The sequence below is a fragment of the Stenotrophomonas sp. TWI1183 genome, from assembly GCF_039673115.1.
GTDB lineage: Bacteria > Pseudomonadota > Gammaproteobacteria > Xanthomonadales > Xanthomonadaceae > Stenotrophomonas > Stenotrophomonas maltophilia_AA.
On the sequence record NZ_JBDJKZ010000019.1, the window covers coordinates 15,779 to 34,277 of the forward strand.

General features: G+C 67.1%; 13 protein-coding genes and 1 pseudogene. All 14 read left to right on the top strand.

Features of this window, described 5'->3' with window-relative positions:
• Window positions 1-286: 286 nt before the first annotated feature.
• A complete protein-coding gene (locus tag ABE434_RS15415; protein ID WP_346479451.1) occupies window positions 287-1,786 on the top strand; it encodes a GGDEF domain-containing protein in 1,500 nt (499 codons plus the stop codon).
• Window positions 1,787-1,919: 133 nt separating this feature from the next.
• Entirely contained in the window at window positions 1,920-2,648 is a 729-nt protein-coding gene (gene pyrH / locus ABE434_RS15420) for a UMP kinase (RefSeq protein ID WP_019184398.1), read from the top strand.
• A gap of 99 nt (window positions 2,649-2,747) precedes the next feature.
• A complete protein-coding gene (gene frr / locus ABE434_RS15425) occupies window positions 2,748-3,305 on the top strand; it encodes a ribosome recycling factor (protein WP_123728764.1) in 558 nt (185 codons plus the stop codon).
• 41 nt (window positions 3,306-3,346) lie between these two features.
• Complete coding sequence (gene uppS, locus ABE434_RS15430) at window positions 3,347-4,081, top strand: polyprenyl diphosphate synthase (protein WP_346479486.1); 735 nt, start codon at window positions 3,347-3,349, stop codon at window positions 4,079-4,081.
• Window positions 4,078-4,902 carry a phosphatidate cytidylyltransferase gene (locus tag ABE434_RS15435; protein ID WP_176989963.1) on the top strand — a complete coding sequence of 275 codons (825 nt, stop codon included), beginning with the start codon at window positions 4,078-4,080 and terminating at the stop codon, window positions 4,900-4,902. The genes uppS and ABE434_RS15435 overlap by 4 nt, the downstream gene beginning before the upstream one ends.
• Window positions 4,903-4,904: 2 nt before the next feature.
• On the top strand, window positions 4,905-6,095 hold the full coding sequence (locus tag ABE434_RS15440) for a 1-deoxy-D-xylulose-5-phosphate reductoisomerase (protein ID WP_346479452.1): 1,191 nt from the start codon (window positions 4,905-4,907) through the stop codon (window positions 6,093-6,095).
• A 34-nt stretch (window positions 6,096-6,129) separates the two neighbouring features.
• Window positions 6,130-7,488, top strand: coding sequence for an RIP metalloprotease RseP (gene rseP, locus ABE434_RS15445; protein WP_346479453.1), 1,359 nt, complete (start codon window positions 6,130-6,132; stop codon window positions 7,486-7,488).
• A 73-nt stretch (window positions 7,489-7,561) separates the two neighbouring features.
• On the top strand, window positions 7,562-9,928 hold the full coding sequence (gene bamA / locus ABE434_RS15450) for an outer membrane protein assembly factor BamA (protein WP_176989966.1): 2,367 nt from the start codon (window positions 7,562-7,564) through the stop codon (window positions 9,926-9,928).
• Window positions 9,929-10,522: 594 nt separating this feature from the next.
• Complete coding sequence (lpxD, locus tag ABE434_RS15455; protein WP_121041474.1) at window positions 10,523-11,545, top strand: UDP-3-O-(3-hydroxymyristoyl)glucosamine N-acyltransferase; 1,023 nt, start codon at window positions 10,523-10,525, stop codon at window positions 11,543-11,545.
• Window positions 11,542-11,997 (top strand): 3-hydroxyacyl-ACP dehydratase FabZ, encoded by a 456-nt coding sequence (fabZ, locus tag ABE434_RS15460; protein WP_019184406.1) that lies wholly within the window; start codon window positions 11,542-11,544, stop codon window positions 11,995-11,997. Before lpxD ends, fabZ begins: the two co-directional genes overlap by 4 nt.
• Window positions 11,998-12,016: 19 nt before the next feature.
• Window positions 12,017-12,808, top strand: a complete 792-nt coding sequence (gene lpxA / locus ABE434_RS15465) for an acyl-ACP--UDP-N-acetylglucosamine O-acyltransferase (RefSeq protein ID WP_176989967.1) — start codon at window positions 12,017-12,019, stop codon at window positions 12,806-12,808.
• A gap of 104 nt (window positions 12,809-12,912) precedes the next feature.
• Window positions 12,913-14,085, top strand: a pseudogene (gene lpxB / locus ABE434_RS15470) (lipid-A-disaccharide synthase); the annotation flags it as partial.
• The gene (locus ABE434_RS15475; RefSeq protein ID WP_176989969.1) at window positions 14,082-14,744 is read left to right on the top strand and encodes a ribonuclease HII; all 663 of its coding nucleotides are present in this window, start codon (window positions 14,082-14,084) and stop codon (window positions 14,742-14,744) included. The pseudogene lpxB and the gene ABE434_RS15475, both read left to right, overlap by 4 nt.
• A gap of 162 nt (window positions 14,745-14,906) precedes the next feature.
• A complete protein-coding gene (dnaE, locus tag ABE434_RS15480; protein ID WP_346479454.1) occupies window positions 14,907-18,488 on the top strand; it encodes a DNA polymerase III subunit alpha in 3,582 nt (1,193 codons plus the stop codon).
• The last annotated feature ends 11 nt before the right edge of the window (window positions 18,489-18,499 follow it).

Sequence of the window (18,499 nt, forward strand, 5' to 3'; positions counted from 1 at the left end):
GGGACGGGAGCGCGATGGTAGCCTCCCGGCGTTGCAAAGGGTGACGGAGCCGGACGTGCATGTGCGCAATCCACCCGCCGAGACCCCTTCCGCATCCCTTCCTGCGATGGATGTGATACCAAGGCAGGCACCTGCCGTACTGCACGCGACGTCACCCTTGGCTTTGCTTTGTGTGCCGGATCGGGGCAATACTCCCAAACCGATCTGCCGCGTCAACGCAAGAAATCAAGGACGAAACTGTGATGTACCTCAGGTATTCTTGCCCCAACATACTGAAAGCCCCGCCATGCCTCCCGAGCTGACAGCCGCCCTGGCGCTCTGCCGCAACCTGCCCTCCCCGCCCGGTATTGCCCTGCGCATCATCGAACTGGCGCAGGATCCGGAAGCGGACATCACCACCGCCGCCGACATCATCGCCATCGACATGGCGCTGAGCGCCCGCATGCTGCGCATCGCCAATTCGCCGCTGTATGCCAGCCGGCGCCGGATCGAGAACCTCGGCCAGGCATTGACCATGCTCGGCCTCAACGCCACGGTCAGCCTCGCGCTGGGCTTCACCGTGACCCAGAACCTGACCGCGGCCGGTGACGGCCAGGACCTGCGTGAGCGCGCGTGGCGCCGCAGCATCCTCAGCGCACTGGCGGCCAGCCTGCTCGGCCAGGCCCGTGGCCTGCGCAAGGCCGAGGAGCTGATGCTGGCCGGCCTGCTGCAGGACATCGGCGTGCTGGCGCTCGCCCAGGCGCAACCGGACACCTACCTGCCGCTGCTGCGCCAGGCGACCGACAACGACGCCCTGGTCGCGCTGGAGGGCGAGCACCTGCAGTGCACCCATGCCGATGTCGGGGCGTGGGTCGCCGAAGAGTGGGGCCTGCCGCGCTACCTGGTGGACAGCATCGCGCACAGCGAATCGCCCGCCACCAGCGAAGACAATTTCCAGAACTGCGTGGCCCTGTCCGGCGCCGTGGCCGACATCTGGCTCGGCCCCGATGCCGATGCCGCGCGCGAACACGCCCTGCAGCAGGTGCACGACACGCTCGGACTGGACAGCGCCCAGTTCGACCAGGTGCTGGCCCGCATCGGCGAATCGCTGCCGGACATCAGCACGCTGTTCGAGACCCCGCTGTTCTCGCCGTCGCGCGTCCAGCAGCTGATCGACCACGCCCAGGAGCTGGCCACCCTGCGCAACCTGCGCGAGATGCAGGATGCCGCCCTGGCCCGCCAGCGCGCGGACGAGTTCGAAGCCCGCGCCAACCGGCTGGCCGAACAGGCCCACCGCGATGCCCTGACCGGCGTGCTCAACCGCCGCCAGCTCGAGGCCGTGCTGGAGCAGGAGTTCCTGCGCGCCACCCGGCATGGCTGGCCGCTGTCGGTCGCCTTCATCGACCTGGACGATTTCAAGAAGATCAACGACGCCCACGGCCACCTCATGGGCGACCAGGTGCTGCGGATGTTCGCCACGAAGCTGCAGGAGCAACTGCGCAACAGCGATACCGTGGCGCGCTTCGGCGGCGAGGAATTCATCGCGCTGCTGCCCAACACCACCGAGCCGGTCGCCCTTGAAGTCGTGCGGCGGGTGCTGGCCACCATCGTCAACACGCCGATGGCCGAGGCCGCCAGCGGCCCGCTGTTCGTCACCTTCTCGGCCGGCGTCGCCACCCAGGGGGGATATGAGCGTTTCGCCGATGTTCAGGACCTGCTGAAGGCCGCCGACGACGTGCTGTACCGGTCCAAGAACCTCGGCCGGAACCGCGTCATCGCGCGCTCGCCGAGCACCGCGCCGGCCTGAGCCGAATCCGCGTGCGGGGCCGTGTCCGCGGCGCCTGCGGCGCCTCCATACGCCGCAGTGCAGCAAATTTATGCTGCCCGATGGCCCGGCTTCCAGTAGAATCCGGGCGTTTTCCACGCACCCAGAGATCGCCATGTCAAAGCTCGCCTATCGCCGCATCCTGTTGAAAGTTTCCGGGGAGGCGCTGATGGGAGACGAGGACTACGGCATCGACCCCAAGGTGATCCACCGCCTCGCCCGCGAGGTGATGGAAGCGCAGGCAGCCGGTGCCGAAGTGGCGCTGGTGATCGGCGGCGGCAACATTTTCCGCGGCGCCGGCCTGGCAGCTGGCGGCATGGACCGGGTCACCGGTGACCAGATGGGCATGCTCGCCACCGTGATCAACGCGCTGGCCATGCAGGACGCCCTGGAGAAGCTGGGCGCCAAGGCCCGCGTGATGAGCGCGATCAAGATCAACGACGTCTGCGAGGATTACATCCGTCGCCGCGCCATCCGCCACCTCGAAAAGGGCCGCCTGGTGATCTTCGCCGCCGGCGTCGGCAGCCCGTTCTTCACCACCGATTCCGGCGCCGCCCTGCGCGCGATCGAGATCGGCGCGGACCTGCTGCTGAAGGCCACCAAGGTCGACGGCGTGTACGACAAGGACCCGAACAAGTACAGCGATGCGGTCCGTTTCGACAGCCTGACCTACGACGAAGTGATCCGCCGCGGCCTGGAAGTGATGGATACGGCCGCCTTCGCGCTGGCCCGCGACAGCGATCTGCCGCTGCGCGTGTTCGACATGGGCCAGCCGGGCGAGCTGCTCAAGATCCTGCACGGCGACAACATCGGCACCCTGGTCCAGGGCCGCGACAACGCCTGAGCCTGAGCGGCGCCCCACGCCGGGCGCCCGGAACGGCCCGGAAAGGGTCGGTATTCGCCTATAATCGCCCGATTCCCAGTGACATCCAGGATTCGGGCGATGCTCAACGAAATCAAGCAGGACGCGCAGACGCGCATGGCAAAGAGCATCGATGCTCTGAAGCACACCCTTACCTCCATCCGCACCGGCCGTGCTTCCCCGGCCCTGCTGGATCGCATCACCGTCAAGGCCTACGGCACCGACACCCCCCTGAACCAGGTCGCCTCGATCAGCGTTTCCGAAGGCCACTCGCTGGTCATCACGCTGTTCGACAAGGGCATGATCAAGGACGTCGAGAAGGCGATCTACGCCTCCGACCTCGGCCTGACCCCGAACGTGGCCGGCACCGTCATCCGCCTGAACCTGCCGCCGCCGACCGAAGAGCGCCGCAAGGAGCTGGGCAAGCAGGTGCAGAAGGAAGGCGAAGGCGCCAAGATCGCCATCCGCAACATCCGCCAGGACGCCAACAAGGCGATCGCCAGCCTGATCAAGGACAAGGCGATCAGCGAAGACGACAAGAAGCGCGGCGAAGACGACATCCAGAAGCTGACCGACAAGTCCATCAAGGACGTCGATAGTGTTGTCGCCGAGAAAGAAAAGGAACTGATGGCGGTCTGAGCCCCATGACCCAGGCCCCGACCAGCGGCTCTGCCGCGCCCATGCCGCGCCACGTCGCCATCATCATGGATGGCAACGGGCGCTGGGCACAGAAGCGTCGTCGCCCGCGCGTGATCGGCCATCGTGCCGGCGCGCGCGCGGTCAACCGCACCATCGATTTCTGCCTCGACCACGGCATCGCCGCGCTGACCCTGTTCGCCTTCTCCAGTGAGAACTGGGGCCGGCCGACCGACGAAGTCGATGCGTTGATGAAGCTGTTCCTCAATGCCCTCGACCGCGAAGTGGACGAGCTGCATCGCCGTGGCGTGCGCGTGCGTTTCATCGGCGAGCGCGAGCGTTTCGGCGCCAGCCTGGTCAGCCGCATGCAGCTGGCCGAGCAGCGCACGGCCGACAACCGCGCGCTCACCCTGAGCATCGCCGCCAGCTACGGCGGCCGCCAGGACATTGCCCGCGCCGCGCGCGAACTGGCTGCCGAGGTCGCGGCCGGCCGGCTGCTGCCCGAGCAGATCGACGAAGCGATGCTCAGCAGCCGCGTCGCCCTGGCCGACCTGCCGCCGCCGGACCTGTTCATCCGCACCGGTGGCGACACCCGCATCAGCAATTTCCTGCTCTGGCAGCTGGCCTACACCGAACTGTGGTTCACCGACGTACTGTGGCCCGAGTTCGATGCCGCCGTCCTGCAGCAGGCGATCGACGCCTATGCCTCGCGTGAACGCCGTTTCGGCCTGACCAGCGCCCAGATCGCCGCCTTGGCCACCGAGACCTCTTCCCCATGACCAAGACCCGAGTCATCGCCGCGCTGATCATGGCGCCGGTCGCCATCCTCGCCATTCTGATGCTGCCGACCCAGTGGCTGGCCGCCGCCGCGGCCGCCGTGTTCCTGATCGGCCTGTGGGAATGGCTGAAGCTGGCCGACGTCGAGGACACCCTCGCCCGCACCATCCTGCTGGTGCTGAACCTGGTGCTGATGGTGCTGATCGTGTGGGCCGATGCCGGCTCGCTGGTGCTGTATCAGATCGCCGCACTGGTGGGCATCGGGTGGTGGCTGCTGGCCCTGCTGTGGCTGCGCTTTTTCAACTTCGGCGCCAGCCCGAGCAGTCCGGCGCGTGCGCTCAAGCTGCTGGCCGGCACCCTGGCGATCGTCCCGGCCTGGGCCTCGCTGGTGCTCATCCATGCCAGCGGTGACAACGGCCACCTGTGGCTGCTGACCGCGCTGGCCGTGGTCTGGGCCGCCGATTCGGGCGCCTACTTCGCCGGCCGTACCTTCGGCCGCACCAAGCTGGCCCCGCGCATCAGCCCCAACAAGACCTGGGAAGGCCTGGGTGGCGGCATGGTCGCCGGCCTGATCGTGGCGCTGGGCTTCGGCTGGCTGGCCGGCATCGACAGCGGCCACCTGGTCGGCCTGGTGATCACCGCCGTGGTCACCGTGTTCGCTTCGGTCCTGGGCGATCTCTACGAGAGCCTGATCAAACGCCACGCCGGTGCCAAGGACTCGGGGCACATCATCCCCGGCCATGGCGGCGTGCTCGATCGCATCGACGGCGTGCTCGCCGCCCTGCCGGTGTTCGCACTCGGCAAGGAAATCTTCGGGTTCTAACCATGGCCAGCGCTTCCGCCCCCCGCCAGGTCGCCGTGTTCGGCGCCACCGGTTCCATCGGCGCATCCGCGCTGGATGTGATCGCGCGCCACCCGGACCGTTACCAGGTCACCGTGCTGGCCGCCGGCCGCCAGGTCGATGCGCTGGTCGCGCTGTGCGCCACGCACCGTCCGGCCCACGCGGTGATCGCCGACGCATCGCTGTATGCCGCCCTGCGCGATGGCCTGCGTGACGCCGGCCTGGCCACCCAGGCGCATGCGGGCGCTGCGGCACTGGACCAGCTGGCCGCCAGCGATGTCTGCGACACCCTGGTCGCGGCAATCGTCGGCGCCGCCGGGCTGTCCTCGACCCTGGCCGCAGCCGCGGCCGGCAAGCGCATCCTGCTGGCCAACAAGGAATCGCTGGTGCTGGCCGGCGAGCTGCTGATGCGGCAGGCCGCCGCCGCCGGGGCCGAGATCATCCCGATCGACAGCGAGCACAGCGCGATCTTCCAGTGCCTGCGCTCGCGCGATGCGAGCCTGGACGGGGCCGGCGTCCGCCGGATCATCCTGACCGCGTCCGGGGGGCCGTTCCGCGGCCGCACCCGCGAACAGCTCGCCCAGGTCACGCCTGCCCAGGCCGTGGCCCACCCGAAGTGGTCCATGGGCCCGAAGATCTCGGTCGATTCGGCGACGTTGATGAACAAAGGGCTGGAAGTCATCGAGGCGCATCACCTGTTCGGCGTCCCCGGCGAGCGCATCGACGTGCTGGTCCACCCGCAGAGCCTGGTCCATTCACTGGTCGAATTCGTCGACGGCTCGACCCTGGCCCAGATGGGCCTGCCGGACATGCGCACCACGCTGGCCGTGGGACTGGGCTGGCCGCAGCGGATCGAATCCGGGGTCGGCGGGCTGGATCTGCTGACCCAGGGCCGGCTGGATTTCGAAGCGCCGGACACCGAGGCCTTCCCGTGCCTGAGGCTCGCCTGGCAGGCCATGGCGGCCGGCGGCACCGCCCCGGCGATCCTCAATGCGGCCAATGAAGTCGCTGTTTCAGCGTTTCTTCAGGGGCGGGCAGCTTTCCTTGCCATTCCCGCGCTGGTCGCTAACGCTCTGTCAACACTGTCGACCGAGTCCGCCGATACACTGGAGGGCCTGCTGACCGCCGATCAGCGCGCCCGCCAGATCACCCAAGCCGCCATCGACCACGCCTGAATGCCCCACACGCCCTCTTACAGTGCTGATCACCATGGGTGATTTCATCGGATCCGTCTGGTGGATGATCGTCAGCCTTGGCCTGCTGGTGACCTTCCACGAGTTCGGTCATTACTGGGTCGCCCGCCGTTGCGGGATCAAGGTGCTGCGCTTCTCTGTCGGTTTCGGCAAGCCGCTGTGGTCGCGCCGCAACCGCGCCGGCACCGAATTCGCGATCGCCGCCATCCCGCTGGGCGGCTACGTGAAGATGCTCGATGAACGCGAGGTCGAGGTACACCCGGCCGAGCGCGGCCAGGCCTTCAACCACAAGACCGTGTGGCAGCGGATCGCGGTGGTCGCCGCGGGTCCGGCCGCCAACCTGATCCTGTGCATCGCCCTGCTCTGGGCGATGTTTGTGATCGGCAAGCAGGATTATTCGGCCACCATCGGCCGTACCACGGGCATGGCCCAGATCGCCGGGCTGCAGCCGGGCGAACGCGTGGTCAAGGTGGATGGCCGCAGCGTGGCCACCGCCGGTGAAGCCAGCATGGCGCTGACCACCGCGGCGATGGACCGTCACGATGCCAAGGTCGAGGTCCTGGACGGCCTGGACCAGGTGCAGACCCGCACCCTGCCCCTCTCGCAGCTGCCGGCCGGCTTCGATGAACGCCGTGTTCCCCAGCTGACCGGGCTGAGCTGGCAGTTCTGGCTGCAGCCGGCGCTGGTCGACAAGGTCCTGCCCGAGGCGGCCGCCCAGGGCGTGCTGCTGCCGGGCGACCTGATCGTGGCCGTGGACGGCCAGCGCATCGAAGGCGCCGACCAGGTTCCGGCGCAGATCGCCGCGCTGGGCCAGCGCGGCGGCCCCGGCATGATCGACGTCCTGCGCGGCGGCGAGCGGCTGGCGCTGGAGATCACCCCCCGCCAGGGCGTGGACGGCCGCGGCCAGCCCACCTGGCAGATCGGCATCGGCTTCCCCGAGAGCCATGCCCCGGCGTATGACGCCGAACTCAAGTTCGGGCCGTTTGCGGCGGTCCCAGTGGCCCTGCGCGAAACCGCCCGGATGGCGGGCGATTCGCTGGGCATGATGCGCCGCATCGTCACCGGCAACGCCTCGCTGCAGAACATCTCCGGCCCGGTCACCATTGCCCGGGTCGCCAATGTCTCGGCCAAACGCGGCCTGGACTGGTTCCTGTATTTCCTGGCCCTGCTGTCGCTGAGCCTGTGCATCATCAACCTGTTGCCCATCCCCATCTTGGACGGCGGGCACCTGCTGTATTACCTTATCGAGTTGGTCAAGGGCAGCCCGCTGAGCGAGCGCGCCATGGCTGCCGGGCAGTATGTGGGCCTGGCGCTGCTGGCCGGGCTGATGGGATTGGCGTTCTACAACGACATCCTCGGCCTGGTCCCGCGATGAACTTTTTTCCTTTTGTCGTCGTCTTATGCGCCGGCATCCCGCAATGTTGAAATCGACTCCAACCGGACGTGACATGACGCGACTCCCCAATCGCCGCCTGCTGGCCCTCGCACTCGTTGCCGGTTTCGGCGCGCCCGCCCTGGCGCAGGCAGCCGAGCCCTTCACCGTCAGCGACATCCGCGTGGATGGTCTGCAGCGCATCACCTCCGGTACCGTGTTCACCTACCTGCCGGTGGAGCGTGGCGACACCATCACCGACAACAAGGTCGGTGAAACCATCCGTGCGCTGTACAAGACCGGCTTCTTCGAAGACGTCCAGCTCAACCGCCAGGGCGACATCCTCGTGGTCACGGTCAAGGAACGCCCGGCGATCAACAAGTTGACCGTCACCGGCAACAAGGACATCAAGAGCGACCAGCTGCTCAAGGGCCTGAGCGACATCGGCCTGACCGAGGGCGGTACTTTCGATCGCCTGAGCCTGGACCGCGTGACCCAGGAACTGCGCCGCCAGTACAACGACCGTGGCAAGTACAACGTGGACATCACCCCGACGGTGAGCCCGCTGGACCGCAACCGCGTCGACATCGCCATCGCGATCAAGGAAGGCAAGGCCGCCAAGATCCAGCACGTCAACCTGGTCGGCACCGAGAAGTTCCCGGCCAAGGACATCCTGGAAACCTGGGAATCCAAGGAGCACAACTGGGCTTCGTGGTACCGCCGCGATGACCAGTACTCCAAGGAAAAGCTGTCCGGCGACCTGGAAAAGCTCAACGGCTGGTACCTGGACCGCGGCTACGTGGACTTCAGCATCGACTCCACCCAGGTCTCGATCAGTCCCGACAAGCGCGACATGTTCATCACCGCCGGCGTGACCGAGGGTGAGCAGTACAAGATCTCCGAGATCAAGGTCACCGGCGACACCATCCTCCCGCAGGAAGATGTCGAGCGCATGGTGATCCAGAAGTCCGGCGACACGTTCTCGCGTGCGCTGCTGGAATTCAGCTCGGACCAGATCACCAATTCGCTGTCCAACATCGGCTACGCGTTCGCCAAGGTGAACCCGATCCCGACCAGCAACCGTGCCGACCGCACGGTGGCCATCAACATGCAGGTCGTTCCCGGCCCGCGCGTGTCGGTGCGGCGCATCACCTTCAAGGGCAACACCCGCACCTCGGACGAAGTGCTGCGTCGTGAAATGCGCCAGTTCGAGAACAGCTGGTACTCGCAGGCAGCGATCGACCGTTCCAAGATCCGCCTGCAGCGCCTGGGCTACTTCGAGTCGGTGGACGTGGAAACGCCGCCGGTCACCGGCAGCAACGACCAGGTCGACGTGGTCTACAACGTCAAGGAAACCACCTCGGGCAGCTTCGTGTTCGGCCTGGGCTACTCGCAGTCCTACGGCATGACCACCTCGGTGCAGCTGTCGCAGAACAACTTCCTCGGCGGCGGCAACCGCGTGTCGGTCGAAGCGTCGCGCAGCAGCTACCTGCAGCGTTACGGCTTCTCCTACACCAACCCGTACTTCACCGATGACGGCGTCTCGCTGGGCTACAACCTGTCCTGGCGCGAACTGGATTACTCCGACTTCAACACCGCGCAGTACAACAGCACCAACGGTGCCGCGCAGGTGGTGTTCGGCGTGCCGATCACCGAGAACGACACCGTCTCGCTGATGGTGGGCATCGACAGCAACCAGATCACCACCTACCAGGGCTCGACCCCGCAGGCGATCATCGATTACATCGACGCCATCGGCCAGCGCACGTTCCATTCCTGGCGCACCGAGCTGGGCTGGGCGCGCGATACCCGCAACGACTACTTCATGCCGACCCGCGGTACCTACCAGCGCGTCGGCCTGGAAACCACGCTGCCGGGTTCGACCGTCGAGTACTACAAGCTGAACTACCAGTTCTCCAAGTACTGGCCGATCATCCCGCAGCTGGTCATCAACACCCGCGCCGAAGTCGGCTACGGCGACAGCTACGGCAATGACACCACCCGCGTGATCACCAACCCGGATGGCAGCACCCGCGTGGTCACCGCGACGGGCCTGCCGTTCTACGAGAACTTCTACGCCGGTGGTACCAACTCGGTGCGTGGTTTCGAGGACAACACCCTCGGCCCGCGTTCGGAACCGACCCTGAGCTACAACCGCGGCCAGCCGCTGGGTGGCTCGCTGAAGACCGTCGGTTCGGTCGAAGCCTACTTCCCGCGCCTGTTCGACAGCCCGTCGGCCCGCATCTCGGCCTTCGTGGACTTCGGCAACGTCTACACCGGCGTGGACAACTTCAAGGCCAACGAACTGCGCGTGTCGACCGGTGTGGCCCTGCTGTGGCGCGCCCCGGTCGGCCCGATCTCGATCAGCTACGCCTTCCCGCTCAAGAAGGAAGATGGCGACGAAGTCGAGCGCCTGCAATTCACCTTTGGCGGTCAGTTCTGACCGCCTAAGGTGAATTGCCCAAGGTTTGCGCAGCAAACCTTGGGGCCCAACGATTCCTCCTATCCCCCGCGCCGTCGGCGCGGCCCCCTTAACAGAAGGGGGCCTCTCCACCAGACGGGGTACGCATTCGCCGGGCTTTGCCCGGCGTTTTCGTTGTTGGGTTGGGAGCGATCATTGATTGTTTCCGATTTGGATTCGAGCCAATCGTTGGTCGGTGCCGCTTTGGGTTGGGACTAATCGTTCGATGCCGCTTTGCGCTGGGACTGGTCGGTCGATGCCGCTTTGGGTAGGTGCCGACCGTTGGGGGGCACGACCGTCCGGGATCAACGAGAGCCGGCCCGCGGCCGGCACTACCCTGCCGCGCGCGCGTTGAACCATCGGGGGCCGTGGCGGGTAGCCCGATCCAGGACCGTTGGGCCGCATGGATGCGGCCCACGAGCCCCCATGGATGGGTTTACGGCGCGTCCAGGATCGGGCTGCCCGCCACGGACCCGCGCGATAGCCCCGGATGCGCCACGCCGCAGCAAACCGACCAAGACACCCAAAGCCCCCGCCCCGCATGACCGTTTCGGCAGCACACGGTAAACTCCCCCGGTGAACACTCCTACCTATACCGCCCAGCAACTCGCCGAGCAGTTTGGCCTGCAGGTCCATGGTGATGGCAGCACTGCCATCCATGGCGTGGCTACGCTCGCCCATGCCGGCCCCGGCCAGCTCACCTTCCTGGCCAACCCGCGCTACCGCGCGCAGCTGGCCGACAGCCAGGCCGCGATCGTCGTGCTGCGCGCCGAGGATGCCGAGGCCGCGCCGGGCGCCGCCCTGGTCGCCAAGGACCCGTACACCACGTTCGCCAAGATTGCCGCCCTGTTCGACATCGCACCGCCGCGCGCCCCGGGCATCCACCCCAGCGCCTGCATCGATCCGGACGCACAGGTCGCCGCCAGCGCCCACATCGGCCCGTTCGTGACCATCGGCGCCCGCAGCGTCGTCGGTGAGAACTGCATCGTCGGTCCCGGCAGCATCATCGGTGAAGACTGCACCCTGGAGAACGGCTGCGAACTGATCGCCCGCGTGACCCTGGTCACCCGCGTCAAGCTCGGCAAGCGCGTGCGTATCCATCCGGGCGCCGTGCTCGGCGCCGACGGGTTCGGCCTGGCCATGGATGCCGGCCACTGGATCAAGGTGCCCCAGCTCGGCGGCGTGCGCATCGGCGACGACTGCGAGATCGGCGCCAACACCTGCGTCGACCGTGGCGCGCTGGAAGATACCGTCCTCGAAAACGACGTGCGCCTGGACAACCTCGTGCAGGTCGCCCACAACGTACAGATCGGCGCCCACTCGGCCATCGCCGGCTGCACCGGCATCGCCGGCAGCGCCAAGATCGGCCGCTACTGCCTGCTCGGCGGTGCCGTCGGCGTCGTCGGCCACCTGGAAATCTGCGACAAGGTCGTCATCACCGGCAAGTCGGTGGTGCGCAACTCCATTCACGAGCCGGGCGAGTACTCCTCCGGTACCCCACTGACCGACAACCGCACGTGGCGTAAAAACGCCGCGCGCTTCAAGCAGCTCGATGCGCTCGCCCGGCGCATCCTGTCTGTGAGCAAGGAGAAGGAATGAGCAACAACCAGAATCTGCCGGACATCAACCAGATCCAGCAGTTGATCCCGCACCGCTATCCGTTCCTGCTGGTGGACAAGGTGATCTCGCTCGATTTCGAGAACCGGAAGATCGTCGCCACCAAGAACGTCAGCATCAACGAGCCGTTCTTCCAGGGCCACTTCCCGGGCCAGCCGATCATGCCCGGTGTGCTGATCATCGAAGCCATGGCGCAGGCCGGCGGCGTGTTGACCCAGCTCACCCTGGGCCGCGATGCGCAGTCCAAGCTGTTCTACATGGTCAAGGTCGACAAGGCCCGCTTCAGCAAGCAGGTCGTGCCCGGCGACGTGCTGGAGATGCACGTGGAAATCAAGCGCGTGATCCGCAACATGGCGGTGTACGACTGCGTGGCCAAGGTCGATGGCGAGATCGTCGCCTGCGCCGAAGTGCTGTGCGCCGGCACCCGCGAATGATCCAGGCAGGAGAACTGCAATGAGCGACAACGCCCCTCTCATCCACCCCACCGCGGTCATCGACCCGTCGGCGACGCTGGCTGCGGATGTGCGCGTGGGTGCGTTCTGCCTGATCGGCGCGGACGTGGAGATCGGTGCCGGCACCGAGATCGGTCCGCACTGCTCGATCCATGGCCCGACCCGGATCGGCCGCAACAATCGTTTCATCGGCCATGCCGCGATCGGTGGCGAGCCGCAGGACAAGAAGTACAAAGGCGAGCGCACCGAACTGGTGATCGGCGATGACAACGTCATCCGCGAGTTCGTCACCATCAACCGCGGCACCGTCGGTGGCGGCGGCGTCACCACGGTCGGCAACGACAACTGGATGCTGGCCTACACCCACGTCGCGCACGACTGCCACGTCGGCGACCACTGCGTGTTCTCCAACAACACCACGCTGGCCGGCCACGTCACCGTCGGCGACTACGTGATCATCAGCGGCTTCGCCGGTGCCCACCAGTTCTGCCGCATCGGCGCCCACGCCTTCCTCGGCATGGGTGCACTGACCAATGGCGACGTTCCGCCGTTCACCATGGTCGGCAGCGACACCCTGGGCCGCCCGCGCGGGATCAACAGCGAAGGCCTCAAGCGCCGCGGCTTCGATGCCGAGCGCATCGCCAGCATCAAGCGCGCCTACCGCACCCTGTACGTGGCCGGCCTGCCGCTGGCCGAGGCCAAGGTCCAGCTGGCCGAACAGGCCACCCACAGCGCCGACGTGAAGGACCTGCTGGACTTCATCGAAAGCGCCGAGAGGCCCCTGCTGCGATGACGGGTCCAGGCGGGCACACCCCGGGCATCACGACCGCCGAGATCATTCCGCTTGCCGCGATGGCGACCAGCGTCGAACAGACGCTGGCCCTGCGCACCTCCGACCGGCCGGTGCGGATCGCCCTGGTCGCCGGTGAAGCCTCCGGCGACCTGCTCGGTGCCGGCCTGGTCCGCGAACTGCGCCTGCGCTTCCCCAATGCCGAATTCGCCGGCATCGGCGGCGATGCCATGCGCAGCGCCGGCTGCCAGACCTGGTTCGACGCCAGCGAACTGGCGGTGATGGGGCTGACCGAAATCCTGCGCCACCTGCCGCGCCTGCTCAAACTGCGTCGCGAGTTCCGCGCGCGCGCCCTCGCGTGGCAGCCGGATGTGTTCATCGGCATCGATGCACCCGACTTCAACCTCGGCGTCGAGCGCTGGCTGAAGGAACGCGGCATCCGCACTGTCCACTACGTCAGCCCCTCGGTCTGGGCCTGGCGCGAAAAGCGTGCCGAGAAGATCGGTGCCAGCGCCGACCTGGTGCTGTGCCTGTTCCCGATGGAGCCGCCGATCTACGCCAGGCACGGCATCGATGCCCGCTTCGTCGGCCACCCGATGGCCGATGACATCGCCCTGCACAGCGACCGCGAAGAAGCGCGTGCCGAGCTCGGCCTGCCCTCCAACGCGAAGGTGCTGGCGGTACTGCCCGGCAGCCGCCTGGGGGAAATCAGCAAGCTCGGCGAACCGTTCTTCGAAGCCGCCTGGCAGGTTTCCGAACGCATCCCCGGCCTGCACGTGGTGGTCCCGGCCGCCAACGCCGCCTGCCGCCAGCTGATCAGCGAACAGCTCTCCGCCTCGGCCCTGCCGGTCGCCCACTCGCACCTGCTCGACGGCAACGCGCGTACCGCGATGATCGCCGCCGACGTGGTCGTGCTCGCCTCGGGCACCGCCACGCTGGAGACCATGCTGGTCAAGCGCCCGATGGTGGTCGGCTACCGCGTCGCCGAACTGACCTACCGCATCGTCAAGGCACTGGGCCTGCTCAAGGTCGACCGCTTCGCCCTGCCCAACATCCTGGCCGGCAAGGACCTTGCCCCGGAACTGATGCAGCACGACTGCACGCCGGACAAACTGGCCGCCGCCATCCTGCAATGGTTCGACCACCCCCAGCGCGTGATCGATCTGCAGGGCACTTACGAGCGCCTGCACCTGCAGCTGCGCCGCGATGCCTCCGCACGCGCCGCCGATGCCGTCACCGACCTGCTCGAACGCGGCCCCGACCGCCGCCGTGCCACATGAGCCGCCGTCACGCCGCAGCCGCCTCGCTGGCCCTGTTCGACGGGGCTGCCCTGGCCACCGTCGCCCCGCGCTACGTCGCCGGCGTCGATGAAGCCGGCCGCGGCCCGCTGGCCGGCCCGGTCGCCGTCGCCGCCGTGGTGTTCTGCCCCGACCGCCCGCGCCTCAACGGCCTGGACGACTCCAAGCAGCTCACCGCCGCCCGCCGCGACCAGCTCTACGACAGGATTCTCGACCGTGCCCTGGCCTGGCACGTGGTGATGGTGGACGTCGGCGAAATCGACGCCCTCAACATCTACCAGGCCACGATGCTCGGCATGCGCCGCGCCGTCGAAGGCGTCGCCCATGTCGCCCAGTTCGCCCGCATCGACGGCAACGTCGTGCCCAAGGGGCTGCCCTGCCCGGCCCAGGCGCTGATCGGCGGCGACGCCCTCGACCGCGCCATCATGGCCGCCTCGATCCTTGCCAAGGTCAGTCGCGACCGCTTCATGCAGTCGTTGCACGACACGCATCCCGAGTACGGCTTCGACCAGCACAAGGGCTACGGCACCCCCGCCCACCTCGCGGCGCTGCGCAGCCACGGCCCCTGCCCCCAGCACCGCCGCAGCTTCGCCCCCGTGCGCGCGTGCCTGGACGCCGACCGCAGCAGCGTTCCGGCCTGAGTGATGCCATTGCCGGACACAACCCGGCACGGCCCCAGCGCATGACGGCTGCCACGGGAAACCTGAACCCCACCGCCAGCCCGCGCCCCCGCAACACCCCTGTCAAGCCTTGTTCGCGTGCACCGCCACGGCTACCCTGACCGGGCATCACATTGGTTCGGCATGTCCACTTCCCGTTTCGTACATCTCCACGTCCACACCGAATTTTCGCTGGCGGATTCGACCATCCGTGTCCCGGCGAAGCCGGATCAGGCTGACCCGAAGAAAGCCAAGCAGGCCAACCTGCTCAGCCGCGCGGTCGAACTGAAACTGCCTGCCCTGGCCGTGACGGACCTCAACAACCTGTTCGCGCTGGTCAAGTTCTACAAAGCCGCCGAGACCGTGGGCATCAAGCCCATCGCGGGCGCCGACATCATGATCGCCGAAGAAGGCATGACGCCCTGGCGCATGACCCTGCTCTGCCGCGACCGCGAAGGCTACCTCAGCCTCTCCAGGCTGCTCACCCGCGCCTGGATGGAAGGCCACCGCCCCGAAGGCGGCGTCGCCGTCCACCCGGACTGGCTCAAAGCCGGTTGCCACAACCTGTTCGCACTGGCCGGGCGTGACAGCCTCGCCGGCCGCCTCGCCGGCGACGGCCGCCACGACCTGGCCGAGCAACAGCTCGCCGACTGGCAGCGCGTGTTCGGCGATGGCCTGCACCTGGAGCTGACCCGTACCGGCCGTGACGGCGAAGAAGCCTTCAACCAGTTCGCCCTGCAGGCCGCCGGCCAGCGCGGCCTGCCGGTGATCGCCAGCAACGACGTGCGCTTCCTGCAGCCGGAAGACTTCAACGCGCACGAAGCGCGCGTCTGCATTTCCTCCGGCCGCGTGCTGGACGACCCCAAGCGTCCGCGCGACTACAGCGACCAGCAGTACCTCAAGTCCGCCGAGGACATGTGCGCGCTGTTCGCCGACATCCCCGACGCGATCGACAACACGCTCGCGCTGGCCGAACGCTGCAACATCGAAATGCGCCTGGGCACGTACTTCCTGCCCAACTATCCGGTGCCCGAGGACGAAACCCTCGACAGCTGGATCTGCAGCGAATCGCGCAAGGGCCTGGAAGCACGGCTCGAAAAGAACCCGCTGGCACCGGGCAAGACCCGCGCCGATTATTTCGAGCGCCTCGAATTCGAACTGGCGACCATCATCAAGATGGGGTTCCCCGGTTACTTCCTGATCGTGGCCGACTTCATCCAGTGGGGGAAGAACCAGGGCATTCCGATCGGTCCGGGCCGTGGTTCCGGTGCCGGCTCGCTGGTGGCCTGGGCGCTGCAGATCACCGATCTGGATCCGATCCCGTACAACCTGCTGTTCGAGCGGTTCCTCAACCCCGAACGCGTGTCGATGCCCGACTTCGACATCGACTTCTGCATGGACCGCCGCGACGAAGTCATCGACTACGTCGCGCGTAAATACGGACGCGACCGCGTCAGCCAGATCATCACCTACGGCACCATGGCGGCCAAGGCCGTGGTGCGCGATTCCGGCCGCGTGCTGGGCTTCCCGTACGGCCTGGTCGACGGCGTTTCCAAGCTGGTCCCCAACATCCTGGGCATTTCGCTCAAGGACGCCATGGGCGAAGGCAAGGATTCGGAAATGGCCTCGCCGGAGCTGATCCAGCGCTACCAGAACGAAGACGACGTCCGCGACCTGATCGACCTGGCGCGCCAGCTCGAAGACCTCACCCGCAACGCCGGCAAGCACGCCGGTGGCGTGGTGATCGCGCCGGAACCGCTGGCCGAATTCTGCCCGCTGTTCGCCGAACATGACGAAGGCGGCCGCGGCCGCAACCCGGTCACCCAGTTCGACAAGAACGACGTCGAAGAAATCGGCCTGGTGAAGTTCGACTTCCTCGGCCTGCGCACGCTGACCATCATCGACTGGGCGGTCAAGGCGATCAACAAGCGCCATGAGCGCGCCGGCATCCCGCCGGTGGACATCACCGCGCTGCCGCTGGATGACGTGCCCACCTACAAGGACATCTTCGCCAACGGCAATACCGGCGCGGTGTTCCAGTTCGAATCCTCGGGCATGCGCCGCCTGCTGAAAGACGCGCGCCCCGACCGCTTCGAAGACCTCATCGCGCTGGTGTCGCTGTACCGCCCCGGCCCGATGGACCTGATTCCCTCCTTCAACGCGCGTAAGCACGGGCAGGAAGAAATCATCTACCCCGATCCGCGCACCGAAGCGATCCTGAAAGACACCTACGGCATCATGGTGTACCAGGAGCAGGTGATGCAGATGGCGCAGATCGTCGGCGGTTACTCGCTGGGCGGCGCCGATCTGCTGCGTCGTGCGATGGGCAAGAAGGTGCCGGCCGAAATGGCCAAGCACCGCGAGATCTTCCGCGAAGGCGCGGCCAAGGACGGTGTCGTCGAAGCCAAGGCCGACGCGATCTTCGACCTGATGGAGAAGTTCGCCGGCTACGGCTTCAACAAGTCGCACGCTGCTGCCTACGCGCTGGTCAGCTACCAGACCGCATGGCTCAAGCGCCATTACCCGGCCGAGTTCATGGCCGCGACGCTGTCCTCGGACATGGACAACACCGACAAGGTGGTCGGCTTCCTCGCCGAAGTGCGCAACCTCGGCCTGACCGTGCTGCCGCCGCGCGTGAATGAATCCGCGTACATGTTCGAAGCCTCCAGCGCCGACACCATCGTGTACGGCCTGGGCGCGATCAAGGGCGTCGGCCAGGGCGCCTGCGAAGCGATCGTGGAAGAACGCCAGCGTGGCGGCCGTTATGCGTCGCTGCTGGATTTCTGCATGCGCGCCGAATCCGGCAAGCTCAACCGCCGCACGCTGGAAGCGATGATCAACTGCGGCGCGATGGACGGGCTCGGCAAGAACCGCGCCTCGCTGATGCTGCAGCTGCCCGAAGTACTCAAGGCCACGGACCAGATGGCGCGCGAGAAGGCCTCCGGCCAGAACTCGCTGTTCGGCGCACCCGATCCGGTCAGCACGGCGATGCAGCTGGAGCTGCCCGAAGCCAAGGAGTGGGCGCTGGGACAGCTGCTGGAAGGCGAGCGCGAAACGCTGGGCTTCTACCTCAGTGGCCATCCGTTCGATCCCTACGCCGATGACGTCAAGGAACTGGTCGGTACCGACCTGGGCAAGCTGGAGAAGTTGATCCCGCCGGCACGTCCGAGCAAGGACGGCGAGAAGCGCGCCTGGCGCCAGGAAACCCCGGTGATCCTCGCCGGCCTGGTGGTCGGCGTGCGCCGCAAGGGCGAAAGCCAGATCTTCATGCAGCTCGAAGACGGCAAGGGTCGCGTCGAATGCAGCGCCTTCACCGATGGCCTGGCCGAGTTCGGCCACCTGATGACCAAGGACCGCATCCTGGTGGTCAAGGGCGGCCTGCGCGAAGACGAGTTCAACGGCGGCTACGCGCTGCGCATCCGCCAGGTCTGGGATTACGAAGACATCTGCGCGAACTACGCCACGCGCCTGTCGCTGCGGGTGGACCTGCGCCAGGACGGCGCGGTGTGGAACCGCATCAACGCCCTGCTCGACCGGCATCGCCCGGGCCGCACGCCGCTGCGCCTGGACCTGCTGCTCGGCTCGGAGCAGGGCCCGGTGGCCGGCATGCTCGACGTCGCCGGCGAGATCGCCGTGCGCGTGGACAGCCAACTGGTCGACGCCCTGCGCGCCGATCCCGCGGTACGCACGGTGAAGGTGCGCTACAGCCCGCCGTGGGCGAACTGATCCTTTTTTCT

What these genes read in the sequence shown, in the direction of transcription:
- ABE434_RS15415 (WP_346479451.1), top strand. Translation starts at nt 287, where the DNA reads ATGCCTCCCGAGCTGACAGCCGCCCTGGCGCTCTGCCGCAACCTGCCC.
- pyrH (WP_019184398.1), top strand. Translation starts at nt 1,920, where the DNA reads ATGTCAAAGCTCGCCTATCGCCGCATCCTGTTGAAAGTTTCCGGGGAG.
- frr (WP_123728764.1), top strand. Translation starts at nt 2,748, where the DNA reads ATGCTCAACGAAATCAAGCAGGACGCGCAGACGCGCATGGCAAAGAGC.
- uppS (WP_346479486.1), top strand. Translation starts at nt 3,347, where the DNA reads ATGCCGCGCCACGTCGCCATCATCATGGATGGCAACGGGCGCTGGGCA.
- ABE434_RS15435 (WP_176989963.1), top strand. Translation starts at nt 4,078, where the DNA reads ATGACCAAGACCCGAGTCATCGCCGCGCTGATCATGGCGCCGGTCGCC.
- ABE434_RS15440 (WP_346479452.1), top strand. Translation starts at nt 4,905, where the DNA reads ATGGCCAGCGCTTCCGCCCCCCGCCAGGTCGCCGTGTTCGGCGCCACC.
- rseP (WP_346479453.1), top strand. Translation starts at nt 6,130, where the DNA reads ATGGGTGATTTCATCGGATCCGTCTGGTGGATGATCGTCAGCCTTGGC.
- bamA (WP_176989966.1), top strand. Translation starts at nt 7,562, where the DNA reads ATGACGCGACTCCCCAATCGCCGCCTGCTGGCCCTCGCACTCGTTGCC.
- fabZ (WP_019184406.1), top strand. Translation starts at nt 11,542, where the DNA reads ATGAGCAACAACCAGAATCTGCCGGACATCAACCAGATCCAGCAGTTG.
- lpxA (WP_176989967.1), top strand. Translation starts at nt 12,017, where the DNA reads ATGAGCGACAACGCCCCTCTCATCCACCCCACCGCGGTCATCGACCCG.
- ABE434_RS15475 (WP_176989969.1), top strand. Translation starts at nt 14,082, where the DNA reads ATGAGCCGCCGTCACGCCGCAGCCGCCTCGCTGGCCCTGTTCGACGGG.
- dnaE (WP_346479454.1), top strand. Translation starts at nt 14,907, where the DNA reads ATGTCCACTTCCCGTTTCGTACATCTCCACGTCCACACCGAATTTTCG.